This is a genomic window from Enterococcus sp. HMSC078F03 (assembly GCF_001811595.1).
In the GTDB taxonomy this organism is placed as follows: Bacteria; Bacillota; Bacilli; order Lactobacillales; family Enterococcaceae; genus Enterococcus; species Enterococcus faecalis.
This window is the reverse complement of record NZ_KV805568.1, coordinates 15,541-28,937: the sequence shown is the minus strand read 5'-3', so window position 1 is coordinate 28,937 and position 13,397 is coordinate 15,541. Positions and strand designations below refer to the sequence as shown.

10 protein-coding genes are annotated in these 13,397 nt (G+C 37.7%); 1 reads left to right on the top strand and 9 read right to left on the bottom strand.

Features of this window, described 5'->3' with window-relative positions:
- Nucleotides 1-55 precede the first annotated feature (55 nt).
- The 5 genes from HMPREF2810_RS08585 to HMPREF2810_RS08565 form a co-directional block, all read right to left on the bottom strand.
- Nucleotides 56-967, bottom strand: a complete 912-nt coding sequence (locus HMPREF2810_RS08585; RefSeq protein ID WP_002356032.1) for a PTS system mannose/fructose/sorbose family transporter subunit IID — start codon at nucleotides 965-967, stop codon at nucleotides 56-58.
- 22 nt (nucleotides 968-989) lie between these two features.
- Nucleotides 990-1,793 carry a PTS mannose/fructose/sorbose transporter subunit IIC gene (locus HMPREF2810_RS08580; protein WP_002356031.1) on the bottom strand — a complete coding sequence of 268 codons (804 nt, stop codon included), beginning with the start codon at nucleotides 1,791-1,793 and terminating at the stop codon, nucleotides 990-992.
- Nucleotides 1,794-1,827: 34 nt separating this feature from the next.
- Nucleotides 1,828-2,820, bottom strand: a complete 993-nt coding sequence (locus HMPREF2810_RS08575; protein WP_002356030.1) for a mannose/fructose/sorbose PTS transporter subunit IIA — start codon at nucleotides 2,818-2,820, stop codon at nucleotides 1,828-1,830.
- Between the two features lie 234 nt (nucleotides 2,821-3,054).
- The gene (locus HMPREF2810_RS08570; RefSeq protein WP_002383516.1) at nucleotides 3,055-3,567 is read right to left on the bottom strand and encodes a mannose/fructose/sorbose PTS transporter subunit IIB; all 513 of its coding nucleotides are present in this window, start codon (nucleotides 3,565-3,567) and stop codon (nucleotides 3,055-3,057) included.
- Between the two features lie 202 nt (nucleotides 3,568-3,769).
- Nucleotides 3,770-6,655, bottom strand: a complete 2,886-nt coding sequence (locus HMPREF2810_RS08565) for a sigma-54-dependent transcriptional regulator (protein WP_002419447.1) — start codon at nucleotides 6,653-6,655, stop codon at nucleotides 3,770-3,772.
- Nucleotides 6,656-6,908: 253 nt separating this feature from the next.
- Between HMPREF2810_RS08565 and HMPREF2810_RS08560 the strand changes: the two genes are divergently transcribed.
- The gene (locus tag HMPREF2810_RS08560; protein ID WP_002359215.1) at nucleotides 6,909-8,540 is read left to right on the top strand and encodes an ABC-F family ATP-binding cassette domain-containing protein; all 1,632 of its coding nucleotides are present in this window, start codon (nucleotides 6,909-6,911) and stop codon (nucleotides 8,538-8,540) included.
- A 238-nt stretch (nucleotides 8,541-8,778) separates the two neighbouring features.
- Here HMPREF2810_RS08560 and HMPREF2810_RS08550 read toward each other — a convergent pair whose 3' ends face one another.
- From HMPREF2810_RS08550 to rplI, 4 genes are all read right to left on the bottom strand, one after another.
- Nucleotides 8,779-9,648 (bottom strand): DegV family protein, encoded by an 870-nt coding sequence (locus HMPREF2810_RS08550; protein WP_002359214.1) that lies wholly within the window; start codon nucleotides 9,646-9,648, stop codon nucleotides 8,779-8,781.
- 124 nt (nucleotides 9,649-9,772) lie between these two features.
- On the bottom strand, nucleotides 9,773-11,065 hold the full coding sequence (locus HMPREF2810_RS08545) for an adenylosuccinate synthase (protein ID WP_002376293.1): 1,293 nt from the start codon (nucleotides 11,063-11,065) through the stop codon (nucleotides 9,773-9,775).
- A gap of 236 nt (nucleotides 11,066-11,301) precedes the next feature.
- Complete coding sequence (gene dnaB, locus HMPREF2810_RS08540) at nucleotides 11,302-12,669, bottom strand: replicative DNA helicase (RefSeq protein WP_002381331.1); 1,368 nt, start codon at nucleotides 12,667-12,669, stop codon at nucleotides 11,302-11,304.
- Between the two features lie 272 nt (nucleotides 12,670-12,941).
- The gene (gene rplI, locus HMPREF2810_RS08535) at nucleotides 12,942-13,394 is read right to left on the bottom strand and encodes a 50S ribosomal protein L9 (protein WP_002356023.1); all 453 of its coding nucleotides are present in this window, start codon (nucleotides 13,392-13,394) and stop codon (nucleotides 12,942-12,944) included.
- Between the last annotated feature and the right edge of the window lie 3 nt (nucleotides 13,395-13,397).

The following is a 13,397-nucleotide window of genomic DNA, read 5'->3' as shown; positions in this document are numbered from 1 at the left end:
GAAAATTTCTTCTTATTTCTCGGAGCTAAACGGTGCTGTCCCGACCTCGTCATTCTTATAATAAGCCGATTAAGTGGCCGACAACGCCGACTACGAATAAACCAAGAATGATAACGATTGGGCTAACTTTTTTCTTCAATAACCACATACATAAGAATGTAAGTAGTAATGGTGCTAGACCTGGAATCAATTGATCTAAGTTATCTTGTAAAGTAGTAACTTTCGTTGGTGAAAGCGCCAAGCCTTGGTTCACTTGTTCAAAGGCTTTATGCATTCCTTCACCGCCAGCAGGAAGTTTATCCCACTCGATATAAGCACCTTTGTCTAACTTAACTTGTGAGACAATTGGTAAGAACTTAATCGATACCCAACGTTGAACTAATGCGGCCAGTACGAACATCCCTAAAATAGAAGCACCTTTTGTAATATCTTGTAGTAAACCACCTGAAAGGTCATCAGTAATTTTAGAACCTGCTTTGTAACCAAACTCTTGTGTATACCACATGAATGACCAACGAATTAAGTTCCAAGCAACGAAGAATAAGATTGGGCCTAAGATGTTACCACCCATTGCTAAGGAAGCACCTAAAGCGCCTAACATTGGACGAACAGTAAACCAGAAAACTGGGTCACCGACACCGGCTAAAGGACCCATCATCCCAACTTTAACCCCTTGAATCGCTACGTCATCAACTGGTGCGCCATTGGCACGTTCTTCTTCCAAAGCTAATGTTACACCAAGAATTGGTGAGGCAATGTATGGGTGTGTATTAAAGAACTCTAAGTGACGTTTTAACGCCGCTGAACGTTCTTCTTTCGTTTTATATAATTTTTTGATTGCTGGAATCATTGAGAATGCCCAGCCGCCGTTTTGCATACGTTCATAGTTCCAAGAACCTTGGATAAATGTTGAACGCCAAGCTACAGCTAAACGATCTTTTTTAGTTAATTGAATTTTTTCTGCCATTTTCTTTGCTCCTCCTTCAGAATTAGTAGTCGTTTAAAATATCGCCTAATGGGTCGCCAGAGTTGCCTCCGCCATTTGAGTTAGAAGAACCGCCCATTTTAGATAAGTTCAAGTAAATAAGAGCTAAAGCGACACCTAAAGCACCTAATGCGATTAATGTTAATTGAGAAATCGCTGCGACTACGAAACCGATAATGAAGAATGGCCATACTTCTTTTGTTGCCATCATGTTGATTACTAATGCATAACCTACGGCAACGACCATACCACCACCGATAGCCATACCATCAGTTAACCAAGCTGGCATTGATTCTAAGAAATTACGAACAGTGTCAGCAGGAATGAATAGTAACGCACCTGCTGGAATCGCAATACGAATACCTTGTAAACATACAGCGAAAATGTGTAACATTTCAACTTGTTTAATGTTGCCTTTTTCAGCAGCCGCGTCCATCATGTGAACGATTGGAACCGCAACTGTCCGAACGATCATTGTTAAGAACAAACCTGCAACCGCTAAAGGAACTGCGATGGCAATCGCTGAAGGAACACCTTTAACACCTTGGCCACCTAAAACTAAAATAATTGCTGAGGCAACAGATGCTAAAGCGGCATCCGGTGCAACGGCAGCCCCGATGTTTGCCCAACCTAACGCGATCATTTGTAAAGTACCACCTAAAACAATTCCGGCTTCTAAATTACCAGTAACTAATCCGATTAATGTACATGCTACTAACGGTTGGTGGAATTGGAACTCATCCAAAATCCCTTCCATACCAGCTAGAAAGGCAACGAGTAAAACTAAAATAATTGATATAACAGACATGATAAGCCTCCTATTTTGATTTGTATTTGGCGAGTTACGCGTTTGCTAACTCATTTTTTGCTTTTTTCAAAATTTCGTCCATATTCGCTTTTGAATCATTTGGCACTTTACGCACATCAAATTTGATGCCTTTGGCTTTTAATTCATCAAACGTATCAACGTCTTCTTGACCCATTGATAATACTTTGCTTACAACGACTTTTCCAACAGAGTGAGCCATTGAACCAACGTTTACTTCTGGGATTTCTACGCCGCCTTCAACCACTTTTAAGACGTCTTCAGGATTTTCAAATAATAATAATGCTTTTGTATTGCCAAAACGTGGATCTTTCGCTACTTCAATCATTTTACTGATTGGAATAACATTGGCTTTTACTCCTGGAGGAGCTGCTTGTTCGATTAATTTCTTACGTAAGTCATCTTTTGCAACGGCATCAGAAACAACAATAATTCTGTTTGGTTGTGTTGCTTTTGTCCAAGCTGTTGCTACTTGACCATGTAATAAACGTGAATCAATACGTGCTAGCACGAATTTAATTTTGCCATCGCCAACAACTGTACCTGGTGGTAACGAACCTTTTGGCTGTGCATCTTCTGTCGCAGCAGCTTTTGGTGCTTCTGCTGGTTGTAACTCTTCTGGTTTAACTTTGACACCATCTTTTGCTGTTTCAAGAATGTGTGTCGCAATTTCTTGTGCTGATTCCATAGAGAAACGAGAAGCATATGCTTCAATAACCATTGGTAAATTCATACCTGCAACGATTGCCCATTTGTCTTTATGATCTTCTAACAATGAGTTCGCTTGGTTAAATGGTGTTCCTCCCCATAGGTCAACTAAAAATAGTACTTCGTCTTGATTGTCAAACGATGCAATGGCTTCTTGCATTTTTGCTTTTACATCATCGGGACCTTCGCTAGGCATTAACGTAACTGCTTTTACATTTTCTTGTTCGCCAAAGATCATTGCACCAGATTGCAAGATCCCTTCAGCAAATTCACCGTGACTTGCTAGGATAATTCCTACCATTTTTATACCTCCTGTATAATTGATGTTTTTTTTCATGGTTGTACTGCTAAACGCTTTCACTTTTTGAAAAAAATCAGATAAATCAGATTCTGACAAAAATAAATGAAAAAATTTCAATAGTTCTTGATTTTTTTCAACATCAGCACTTGCCTTTATCAATACAGCTCATGAAGCAATGATGTTGGTCCTAGGCCACCACATCCTTTCAATGTCTTTCGTCTGTAAAAATAAACGTCAGCTGGCGTTATTTTCTTTGCTACGCTCTTTTTTCAGTAAATCCATCAAATTCACTTGGCTGTCTGCTGCGACTTTTCGAATTTCCAATTCAATACCTTGTTCATTTAAAAACAGAAATGCTTTTAAATCGTTGGCATCCACTGCAACTGCATTCGTAATCATTCGCTTGCCTGTGCTGAAACTCATTCCGCCAATATTCACAGAAGTTAGTTGTACACCGCCTTCGACCACTCGTTTCACGTCCAAAGGATTAGTGAATAACAACATGGCTCGAAACGAATCAAAACGAGGATCAGGGTAAACATCGATCATTTTTTGAACAGTGATGACATTTACTTTGACACCAGGTGGAGCAGCTTGAACCAACAAGGCTTTTCTCAAATTGTCATAAGCAACGGAATCACTAACCACTAAAATGCGATTAATGTTCGTCAATTTTGCCCAAACAGTTGCTACTTGGCCATGAATTAATCGATCATCAATTCGAGCTAAACGAATATCCATTACCATCGGGAATGCTCCTTTAAATTCATTTTTAAAGGTTAGGACCTTTGTCTTTTTACTTAAAAATTTTAGGTAAAAAGGGACACCTTATTATAAGCAAGTTTCGTGCCAACTTTAGTGTATCGGTTCGAAACCTAGAAAATTATAGGTTTTTTTAAGAAAATCAAAAAATCGATACACTAATAAATAGTGTATCGATTTTTCTGTATTAATCTAGTGTGTCAATTTCGGTGATTTTATCTTCGATACACTGGGCATTTTTGACTAACTGTGCGATAAAATAAATTTCTTCTGCTGGAACATCCATATTAAGAGCTTCTTCCATAGTCTCAATTGAGGCCACAATCACTGGATAAATTGGCTCTTGAACCAATTGACCAAGTTCCTTTTCTGAAACCGTCAGTGTATCATTCCGTAAAATACGCTCCAACATGCCTGATGTGTGCATAATCAAATTGATGTAAAATGTGTACTCTTCTGGCATCGCTAATTGGGTTTGGATATTTTTAGCGAATGACCACAACAGATCAATGATTTTTTTTCCATTAATAAAAGTGAAACTTTGCTCCATATATTTGAGACAAATTTCTTTTGCTGCCGCTTCGTCCAACGGCTTATTCATTACTTCTTCTTTCCGCTCTGCTAGTAATTGCTGAATAATTTTTTCTGCTTCACCGGAAAAGAAATTTTCCATGGAAATATAAGGAACTCCAATTTTGGGATTGGTAATCCCAGTTGTCGCAATAATTTCATAGTCTTCTTGAATTTTAGGCAAGACTTCTTTCATATTTACAATGGACAAAGGAATCACTTCTAAATGCCAGTCTATTTGTGGCAAGACAGCTTCCTCAATAAGCTCTTTCATTCGGCGCGCAGTTCCTTCTCCAGAAGCGCAGATAGCAATAATTGCTCTTGTTTTCCAATTTTCAATGATTTGTTTCGTTTCACTTTGGCGAATATCGGCATAGCCATGAAAGTTTTTTAAGGACTCGTGAAGTGTTTCCAATTGTGTATCAATTAATGCGGTTTTGCGGGCCGCTTCAAGCACAATTGGCGTAGTCACCATGTCTACTGTCCGCACATCAATGCCTGTCTGGCGTACAATTTCTTCTGAAAACGTACTTAATGAACCCATATCCACCAATAATAGTACGCCATTCTCTTCATTCACTTCACCAACTGCTTCAACGATTTTACGCAAAGCTTCTTTCGGTGGCATATCTAACGGCATATCCACAGCCTTCAAATTATCAACATTTAACAATTGAGAAACCACTTGTACCATACTGCTAGCGGTACTATTTCCGTGCGCAGCCACGACAATGCCAATCCGGCCAGCCTCAGGATTTTCTCTTAAAGAAATGAGCAAAACAGCTAAATAGTAACTTTCAGATTCAGGAATCTCCATCTGATAACTACTTTCAATAATATTTTTAATTTCTTTCGCTATTTCAAACTCTGTTGGATAATCTAAAACCATATTTCGAATACTTTCATTTAAAGGATGCTTAGGATCTTTGCCTAATTGGATGCGTTTCAAGAAAGAACTAATGTGTAAACTCATTGCATAAATAAAGTTGGGTTGAAACGAATACGATAACCGCTTCGCTGCAAAATTATAAATTTTCTTAGTGACATCAATAATTCGTTGGTCCACAATTTCAGCCAATTTATTTTCTGTATCAAAGGTGAATCCATAATCTTTGTAGAAAGATTTTAAATGAACATTGATATCCGTTGTAATAAAATTATTAATTAGTTCTTGGTCCAATCCGTCTGCTTTTAAGAGAGCCGCTTTATCTCCAATAATCTCATATAGATTGTAAGGCAATTCATAGGCATCTGACTGAATAGCTACTAAAGATTCATTTGGTGATACCACTAATTGCGGTTCCAGATATTTCGACAACTCCGACAATACTTCTCGATTACTGGCAAGTTGCATAATGCCTTCTTTAATATTGTCCGTTAATTCGTCCATCGTAATCATTAATTCCTCTTGTTCCATCTGATTAAGGAACCCTCGCGCAGTCACAAGTTGCACATTCGATTTTAGCTGACCGACATTTCCATAAGAAACACTTCCGATTAACGCTTTGACCACATCTTCTGACAAAGAGATTCGCCGTTGAATCCGCGCTGCTTCCATTGAAACCATCACTTTTAGGAGGTCAATTTTTTCTTTCGCAGGACGGTCACTGAAGTTCGGTAATTGAATGATAATCGGAATGCGTCGCACAAAAGTATTCAATAAAGAAGAAGTAGGATTCTCCGTCGTAGCACAAATAATCCGAACATCTGCATGATGTGATTTCACTGTTTCACCTAAACGCGCGTACACGCCGTGATCCATAAAATAAAAAATCATTTCTTGTCCTTCGGGTGGTAACCGATGTACTTCATCTAAAAACAGAATGCTGCCATCTGCTTCATCAATAATCCCTTCTTTCGCTTTCGTAGCGCCTGTGAAGGCCCCTTCTACATACCCAAATAAATGCGACATCAAAAGTTCTGGATTATGCGCATAGTCTGCACAGTTAAACACCACAAACTCTTTTTCTTTGGCCACAATTTGGTTCAACTTCGCAAATTGAAACATGGCATGAGCAAAATAAGTTTTCCCAGAACCTGTTGGTCCAGTAATTAAACAATTCAAGCCTTTTGGCGGATATAAAATCGCTGCTTTGGCTTGTTCAACCGGCGTTTTCATGCTTCCAGCTGAACCGATAATTTTTTTGAAAATATCTTCAACTTCTGGGGTTTTACTGGTCGTGACTACTGGTTCAACCAATGGTTCGATAAAAGTTTTTGTGGAGTGATCCATTGATTTTTCCCGATAACTTTTAACTGGCTTGGTTAATGGACGATGCTGAAACGCCACCTGCGCGACATATTTTACTGGACGACCAGATAATTTTTTCAAGCGCCCTTCACGAACGAGTTGATTCAAATCTTTACTAGCATTGGTCCGCTGAATGTTTAAACGTTCTGAAATTTCTTGTGTCGTGACTCCCGCATCACTTGTTAAGGTCATTGGCGTTAAATTCTTCGTTTGCTCTTTAACATATTGATAGATTTTTTCAATCCGCTTCATTTTTGATGGCTCCTTTAATCGATACACTAATTAATTTACATGATACAGTGTATCATTAAAAAAATACACTAAAAACCCTTTCATGAAAAAATTTTCTGTTTCACATGAAACATTTAAAAAAAACGTCTTTTTTTCTATAAAAAACCCACCTTTTTATTCGTTTCTGTAAAAAGATTGAAACTCCTTGAAAAAAGGTTCTGTAGCCGATATAATGCAGAGAGGTTCAAGAATATATTAAAAGCGAGGAAAACAATTGATTACTGTTAATGATGTAAGTTTACAATTTCCAGATCGTAAACTTTTTGAAGAAGTGAATATTAAATTTACTCCTGGCAACTGTTACGGCTTAATCGGCGCAAACGGTGCAGGAAAATCAACGTTTCTTAAAATTTTATCAGGTGAGATTCAACCGACAACTGGCGTGGTTTCAATGGGTCCTAATGAGCGACTAGCAACGCTGAAACAAAATCACTTTGACTACGAAGACTACACTGTTTTAGAAACTGTAATTATGGGACATAAACGTCTTTACGAAGTAATGAAAGAAAAAGATGCTATCTATATGAAAGAAGATTTTTCAGATGAAGATGGGATTCGTGCCGCAGAACTAGAAGGCGAATTTGCTGAACTTGACGGTTGGGAAGCAGAACCTGAAGCAGCTGTTTTACTCCAAGGGCTAAACATTCCAGAAGAATTACATGATCAAAAAATGAGCGAATTAACAGCTGGTCAAAAAGTCAAAGTATTATTAGCTCAATCTCTTTTTGGTAAACCAGATGTCTTACTATTAGACGAGCCGACAAATGGTTTAGACACCCGCTCAATCAATTGGTTAGAAGAATTTTTAATCAACTTTGAAAATACCGTTATCGTGGTTTCCCATGACCGTCATTTCCTAAACAAAGTCTGCACCCACATGGCAGATTTAGACTTTAGTAAAATCAAACTTTACGTTGGTAACTATGATTTCTGGTTGGAATCAAGCCAACTAGCGACAAAATTGCAAGCACAGTCTAATGCCAAAAAAGAAGAACAAATCAAAGAATTACAAGACTTTATCGCTCGTTTTAGCGCCAATGCCTCAAAATCAAAACAAGCAACGTCACGTAAAAAAATGTTAGATAAAATTACCTTAGATGACATTCAACCTTCCTCTCGTCGTTATCCATTCGTTGGTTTTACACCAGAACGTGAAATCGGCAATGACTTATTACAAGTTGAAAATGTCTCTGTAACGATTGATGGCAAAAAAATCTTAGATAATATCTCGTTCAACTTAACAAAAGATGATAAAGTGGCATTCATCGCTGACTCAGATATTACAACGACTACGTTATTTAAAGTGATTATGGGCGAAATTACTCCCGATACAGGTTCTGTTCGTTGGGGCGTTACAACTAGCCAAGCTTATTTACCAAAAGACAACAGCAAAGACTTTGAAGAGCCATTAACTATTTTAGATTGGTTACGTCAATTTGCTGGTAAAGAAGAAGATGACAATACGTTCTTACGTAGTTTCTTAGGTCGGATGTTATTCTCTGGTGAAGAGGTACTAAAACCAGTCAATGTTCTTTCCGGAGGCGAAAAAGTGCGTGTCATGCTTTCAAAATTAATGCTTTCCAAAGCCAATGTCTTAGTTTTAGATGATCCAACGAACCACTTAGACTTAGAATCAATCACTGCGTTAAATGATGGGTTGATGGCTTTCACTGGTTCAATTCTTTTTGCTTCACATGACCACCAATTTATCCAAACATTAGCAAACCGAATTATTGCTGTTTCTGATAAAGGGGTCATTGATCGGGCAGAAACAACCTATGATGAATTCTTGGAAAACCCAGAAATTCAAAAACAAATGGACGTTTTATTCAGTTCAGATTATTAAAAAACGAGGTCGGGACAGAAACGTTTAACTCCGAGAAATAAGAAGGAATTTCCGAAAATTGTTCTATAATTTTTGGAGAATTTCGGCTTATTTCCGAAGGACCTTCAACTCTTAGAGCTTTAGCTCTTAGAAGTTGTTGAGATCGGAGCAACGCGTAGTGTTGCTTCTGTTCCCGCCGTTTATCAATTTTTAAGCCTAGGACAAAAATCCAAAGTGATTTTTGTCCCAGGCTCATTTTTTATTTTCTTTTTTCACCAAAAGAAAACACAGCAATACAACCTATTCCAGTATGACTAGTAATGGTGGGGCCTAGAGGATAAATCAGTATCTCATTAACTTCTATTTCTTTTTCAATTAATTCTTTGACTTTTTCCGCGTCATCTTTCGTTCCTGCATATGCAATCAATAGTGTTTGTTTCATTGGCTCTACAATGCCTTGAATCGTTTCTTGCGCAATCTTTTGCAAGGACTTGTTTCGTCCACGAGTTTTACCAACGGATGCTAGTTTACCCGCCGCATCCACGCGAATAATTGGTTTAATGTTCATTAAGCCACCAAGCGCTGCCGCTGTTTTAGAAATCCGTCCGCCACGTTCTAAATGTTTTAAATCATCTACCGTTACCCACGAGTGAAGTTTCATTTTTTGCTCTTCAAGATAGGCAACAACTTCTCCTAATGAATGACCATCTGTTTGTAATCGAATGGCTTCTCGGACTAACATCCCTTGACCTAAGCTAGCTGCTTTTGTATCAATAATATGAATTTCTACATTATCGTACTCTTCTTTTAACATCTCTACTGATTGCAACGCACTTTGATAAGAGCCACTTAACCCAGATGAAAAAGCTAAATAAATTACCGGTAACCCTTGCTCCACAAAAGGACGGAAAAATTCATTGTAGCGTCCTACATTAACTTGAGAGGTAGTGGGCATACTTCCATTTTTAATGGCCGTTAAGAAGTTCTGATAATCAAACGTTTCGCCTAAATCATCGCGATATTCTTTCCCGTCAATTTGAATATTCATGCTAATAAAAGGTACTTGGTTTTCTTTTAAGTATGTATACGGCAAGTCACAACAAGAATCTGTCACTAATTGATAATTCACGGACAATTGCCCCCTTCATGTTTTCTTTTATTTTACCATAGTTTTTCTTTTTTATATAAAATTAAAAAAGAACGTAAAGGCTGAACTGGCATAAGCCATCCTTTACGTTCCCTTAAAAATCTGCTTAAATTTGTGCCCAAACGCTTTCTAAAACGTTCGTTTGGTTACGGTCTGGACCTACAGAGAATGTTGAAATGCGCACACCAACTAATTCTGAAATCCGATGCACATAGTTACGAGCATTAGCTGGTAAATCGGCTAAAGTTTTGCAACCAGTGATATCTTCAGACCAACCTGGTAATTCTTCATAAACTGGTTTACAGCGGCTTAATTCTTTCAAGCTTGCTGGATAATGATAAATTAATTCACCATCAAGTTCATAAGCCGTACAAATTTTCACCGTTTCTAAACCACTTAACACGTCAATCGAGTTTAATGACAAGTTTGTAATCCCTGATACACGTTTTGAATGACGCATAACTACTGAATCAAACCAACCGACACGACGCGGACGTCCTGTTGTTGTTCCGTATTCTTTACCGACACGACGAATGGTTTCTCCTGTTTCATCAAATAATTCTGTTGGGAATGGGCCGTCACCGACACGTGAAGTGTACGCTTTGCAGACACCAACCACTTTATTAATTTTTGATGGACCAACGCCACTACCGATAGTTACGCCACCAGCTACTGGATTAGAGGAAGTAACAAATGGATAGGTTCCTTGATCGATATCCAACATGACACCTTGTGCCCCTTCAAATAAAACCCGTTTTCCAGCATCTAATGCATCGTTTAAAATAACCGAAGTATCTGTAACATATTGTTTAATTTGTTGTCCGTATTCATAGTATTCTTCAAAAATATCATCAAATTCAATGGCTTCGCTATCAAACATTTTAACGAATTGACGATTTTTTTCTTCTAAGTTAATTTTCAAACGTTCCGCAAAAATTTCTTTATCCAATAAATCAGCGATACGGATTCCCACCCGTGCTGCTTTATCCATGTAGGCTGGGCCAATTCCTTTAATCGTTGTCCCAATCTTGTTTTCACCTTTCGCATCTTCTTGCAATTGATCCAATTTAATATGATACGGCAAGATGACATGGGCACGATCTGAAATGCGTAAATTATCAGTGGCAACATTATTTTCTTTTAAATAAGCTAATTCTTTTACTAAAGATTTTGGATTCACAACTACGCCGTTACCAATTACACTAATTTTTTCTTTATAGAAAATCCCTGAAGGAATTAAATGTAATTTATACGTTACGCCGTCGAATTTAATGGTATGTCCGGCGTTATCTCCGCCTTGGTAACGAGCGATCACTTCTGCGTTTTCACTTAGAAAGTCTGTAATTTTTCCTTTACCTTCGTCGCCCCATTGCGTTCCAACAACTACTACTGATGACATTCGAACACCTCGTTCATAATTTTTTTGTCCTGAATCATTGTACCAGTAAAACCAGTCCCTTTCAAGGGTAAAAATCGAATATTCTTTCACAATCAAAAGCGTTTCTGTCAAAAATACGAACATTTTTAGTTATGTTTTTGTAAAATAATAAAATATACGAATATTGTTCGTGTTTTACTCTCTGATTTTAATCCCTTAATAAGCAAAAAAACGAACTCAAAAAATGAGTTCGTTTTTTAAAATTCTGTCCTCGGCGAAAGCGAAGAAAATTTATTATATTCTTTAATGAAAAGTAATTCGACCGTTCCACGCGCACCACTACGGTTTTTCTCAATGATGACTTCTACAACATTGTCAACTTCTGGTGGCTCATGATCGCCGTCTTCTCCTTCACCACGATCATAGTAATCATCACGATAAAGAAAGGCAACGATATCGGCATCTTGCTCAATGGAACCTGATTCACGAATATCACTTAACACAGGACGTTTATCTTGACGTTGTTCCACGCCACGAGAAAGCTGTGACAAAGCGATAACCGGGACTTTTAATTCTTTCGCTAATTTTTTTAATTGACGTGAAATATCAGAAACCTCCTGTTGGCGGTTCTCTTTTCCAGTTCCTTCAATCAATTGTAGGTAGTCGATCAAAATTAGACCTAAGTTGCCTTTTTCTTGTGCTAATTTACGACATTTCGCACGAATTTCGGTAATTTTAATCCCTGGTGTGTCATCAATATAGATATTCGCACGGGACAAACTACCCATCGCAATAATTAAGTTTTGCCATTCTTCTTCAGATAATTGCCCTGTTCTTAAATGGCTAGCCTCAATGGATCCTTCTGCACAAAGCATCCGGTTCACTAATGATTCTGCCCCCATTTCTAAACTAAAAATAGCGACAGCTTTATCTGTTTTGGTGCCGACATTTTGGGCAATATTTAATGCAAAAGCGGTTTTCCCTACCGCTGGACGGGCCGCTAGAATGATTAGCTCTTCCGCTTGCAAGCCGGCAGTCATTTTATCCAATGCTTGATAGCCTGTAGGTAAACCAGTAATCTCTTCATCATTTTGGTATAATTGGTCAATATTCGCAATAGTTGTATTTAGAACATCTGAAATTGATAAAAAGCCACTGCGATTCCGCTTTTCAGAGACTTCTAAAATGCTTCGTTCTGCATCATCCAAAATAGATTCAACATCTTCACCTTGCTCAAAGCCTTTAGTTACAATCTCTGTAGCAGTTTGGATTAAGTTGCGCAGCAACGATTTTTGTTCAACAATTTTTGCATAATAAATGACATTGGCAGCTGTCGGCACAGCTAAAGCTAAATCTGACAGATAACTTAGTCCACCAACATCTTCTAACAAATTCTCTTGTTCTAGGCGATCTTTGATTGTTACCACATCAATCGCTTCATTTCGGTCGCTTAAGGTCATCATCGTTTGGAAAATCAACTGATGACTACGACGATAGAAATCTTTAGGTTCCACATATTCCATCGCTTCTATTAGCACATCTGCATCTAAGAAAATAGAACCTAAAACGGCTTGTTCCGCTTCAATATTTTGTGGCGGTACCCTATCTTGCAATAATTCATTCATTTTGTTCTCTCCCACGATGTCTTACTTTCTGGTTCATTTAGTCTATCCATTTTAACACAATTTCATTAAAAAAAGTACATTTTTTCTCTGCTGATTTCTCTATTTTTAGTTCACTTTTCAATTCTAAAAAATACACAACTAATAAAATTATAATACTTCAGTTAATTTAAAGTTTTATGTATTTGATTTTTAAATATTATAAAAATAATTTGAGTAATTTATTCGGCATAAAAAAGAAGCCGGAGAAATCGGCTTCTTTTTTATCGATTGTATTATTCCGCTACGACATGAACTTTAATTTTCGCTGTAACTTCATGATGTAGTTTGACTGGTACGTTAGTGTAACCTAGAGAACGAATTGGGTTGGCTAATTCGATTTTGCGTTTATCCAATTTTACATTGTATTGTTTGTTTAAGGCTTCTGCAATTTGTTTTGAAGGAATTGAGCCAAATAAACGGCTGTCTTCTCCAGCTTTTGCCTTGATCTCTACAACAGTCTTTTCATCTTCTAAAAAGGCTTGCATTTCTTTTGCTTGTGCTAAAACTTCTGCTTCATGTTTTTCTTGGGCTTTCTTTTGACCCGCTAACGCACTCATGCTTCCTTTATTGGCTTCTTTCGCATAACCATTTTTAATTAAAAAGTTTTGGGCGTAACCAGTTGGCACTTCTTTTACGTCCCCTTTTTTTCCTTTTCCTTTAACGTCTTGTAAAAAAATGACTTTCATTTC

What these genes read in the sequence shown, in the direction of transcription:
- HMPREF2810_RS08585 (WP_002356032.1), bottom strand. Translation starts at nt 967, where the DNA reads ATGGCAGAAAAAATTCAATTAACTAAAAAAGATCGTTTAGCTGTAGCT.
- HMPREF2810_RS08580 (WP_002356031.1), bottom strand. Translation starts at nt 1,793, where the DNA reads ATGTCTGTTATATCAATTATTTTAGTTTTACTCGTTGCCTTTCTAGCT.
- HMPREF2810_RS08575 (WP_002356030.1), bottom strand. Translation starts at nt 2,820, where the DNA reads ATGGTAGGAATTATCCTAGCAAGTCACGGTGAATTTGCTGAAGGGATC.
- HMPREF2810_RS08570 (WP_002383516.1), bottom strand. Translation starts at nt 3,567, where the DNA reads ATGGTAATGGATATTCGTTTAGCTCGAATTGATGATCGATTAATTCAT.
- HMPREF2810_RS08565 (WP_002419447.1), bottom strand. Translation starts at nt 6,655, where the DNA reads ATGAAGCGGATTGAAAAAATCTATCAATATGTTAAAGAGCAAACGAAG.
- HMPREF2810_RS08545 (WP_002376293.1), bottom strand. Translation starts at nt 11,065, where the DNA reads ATGTCATCAGTAGTAGTTGTTGGAACGCAATGGGGCGACGAAGGTAAA.
- dnaB (WP_002381331.1), bottom strand. Translation starts at nt 12,669, where the DNA reads ATGAATGAATTATTGCAAGATAGGGTACCGCCACAAAATATTGAAGCG.
- rplI (WP_002356023.1), bottom strand. Translation starts at nt 13,394, where the DNA reads ATGAAAGTCATTTTTTTACAAGACGTTAAAGGAAAAGGAAAAAAAGGG.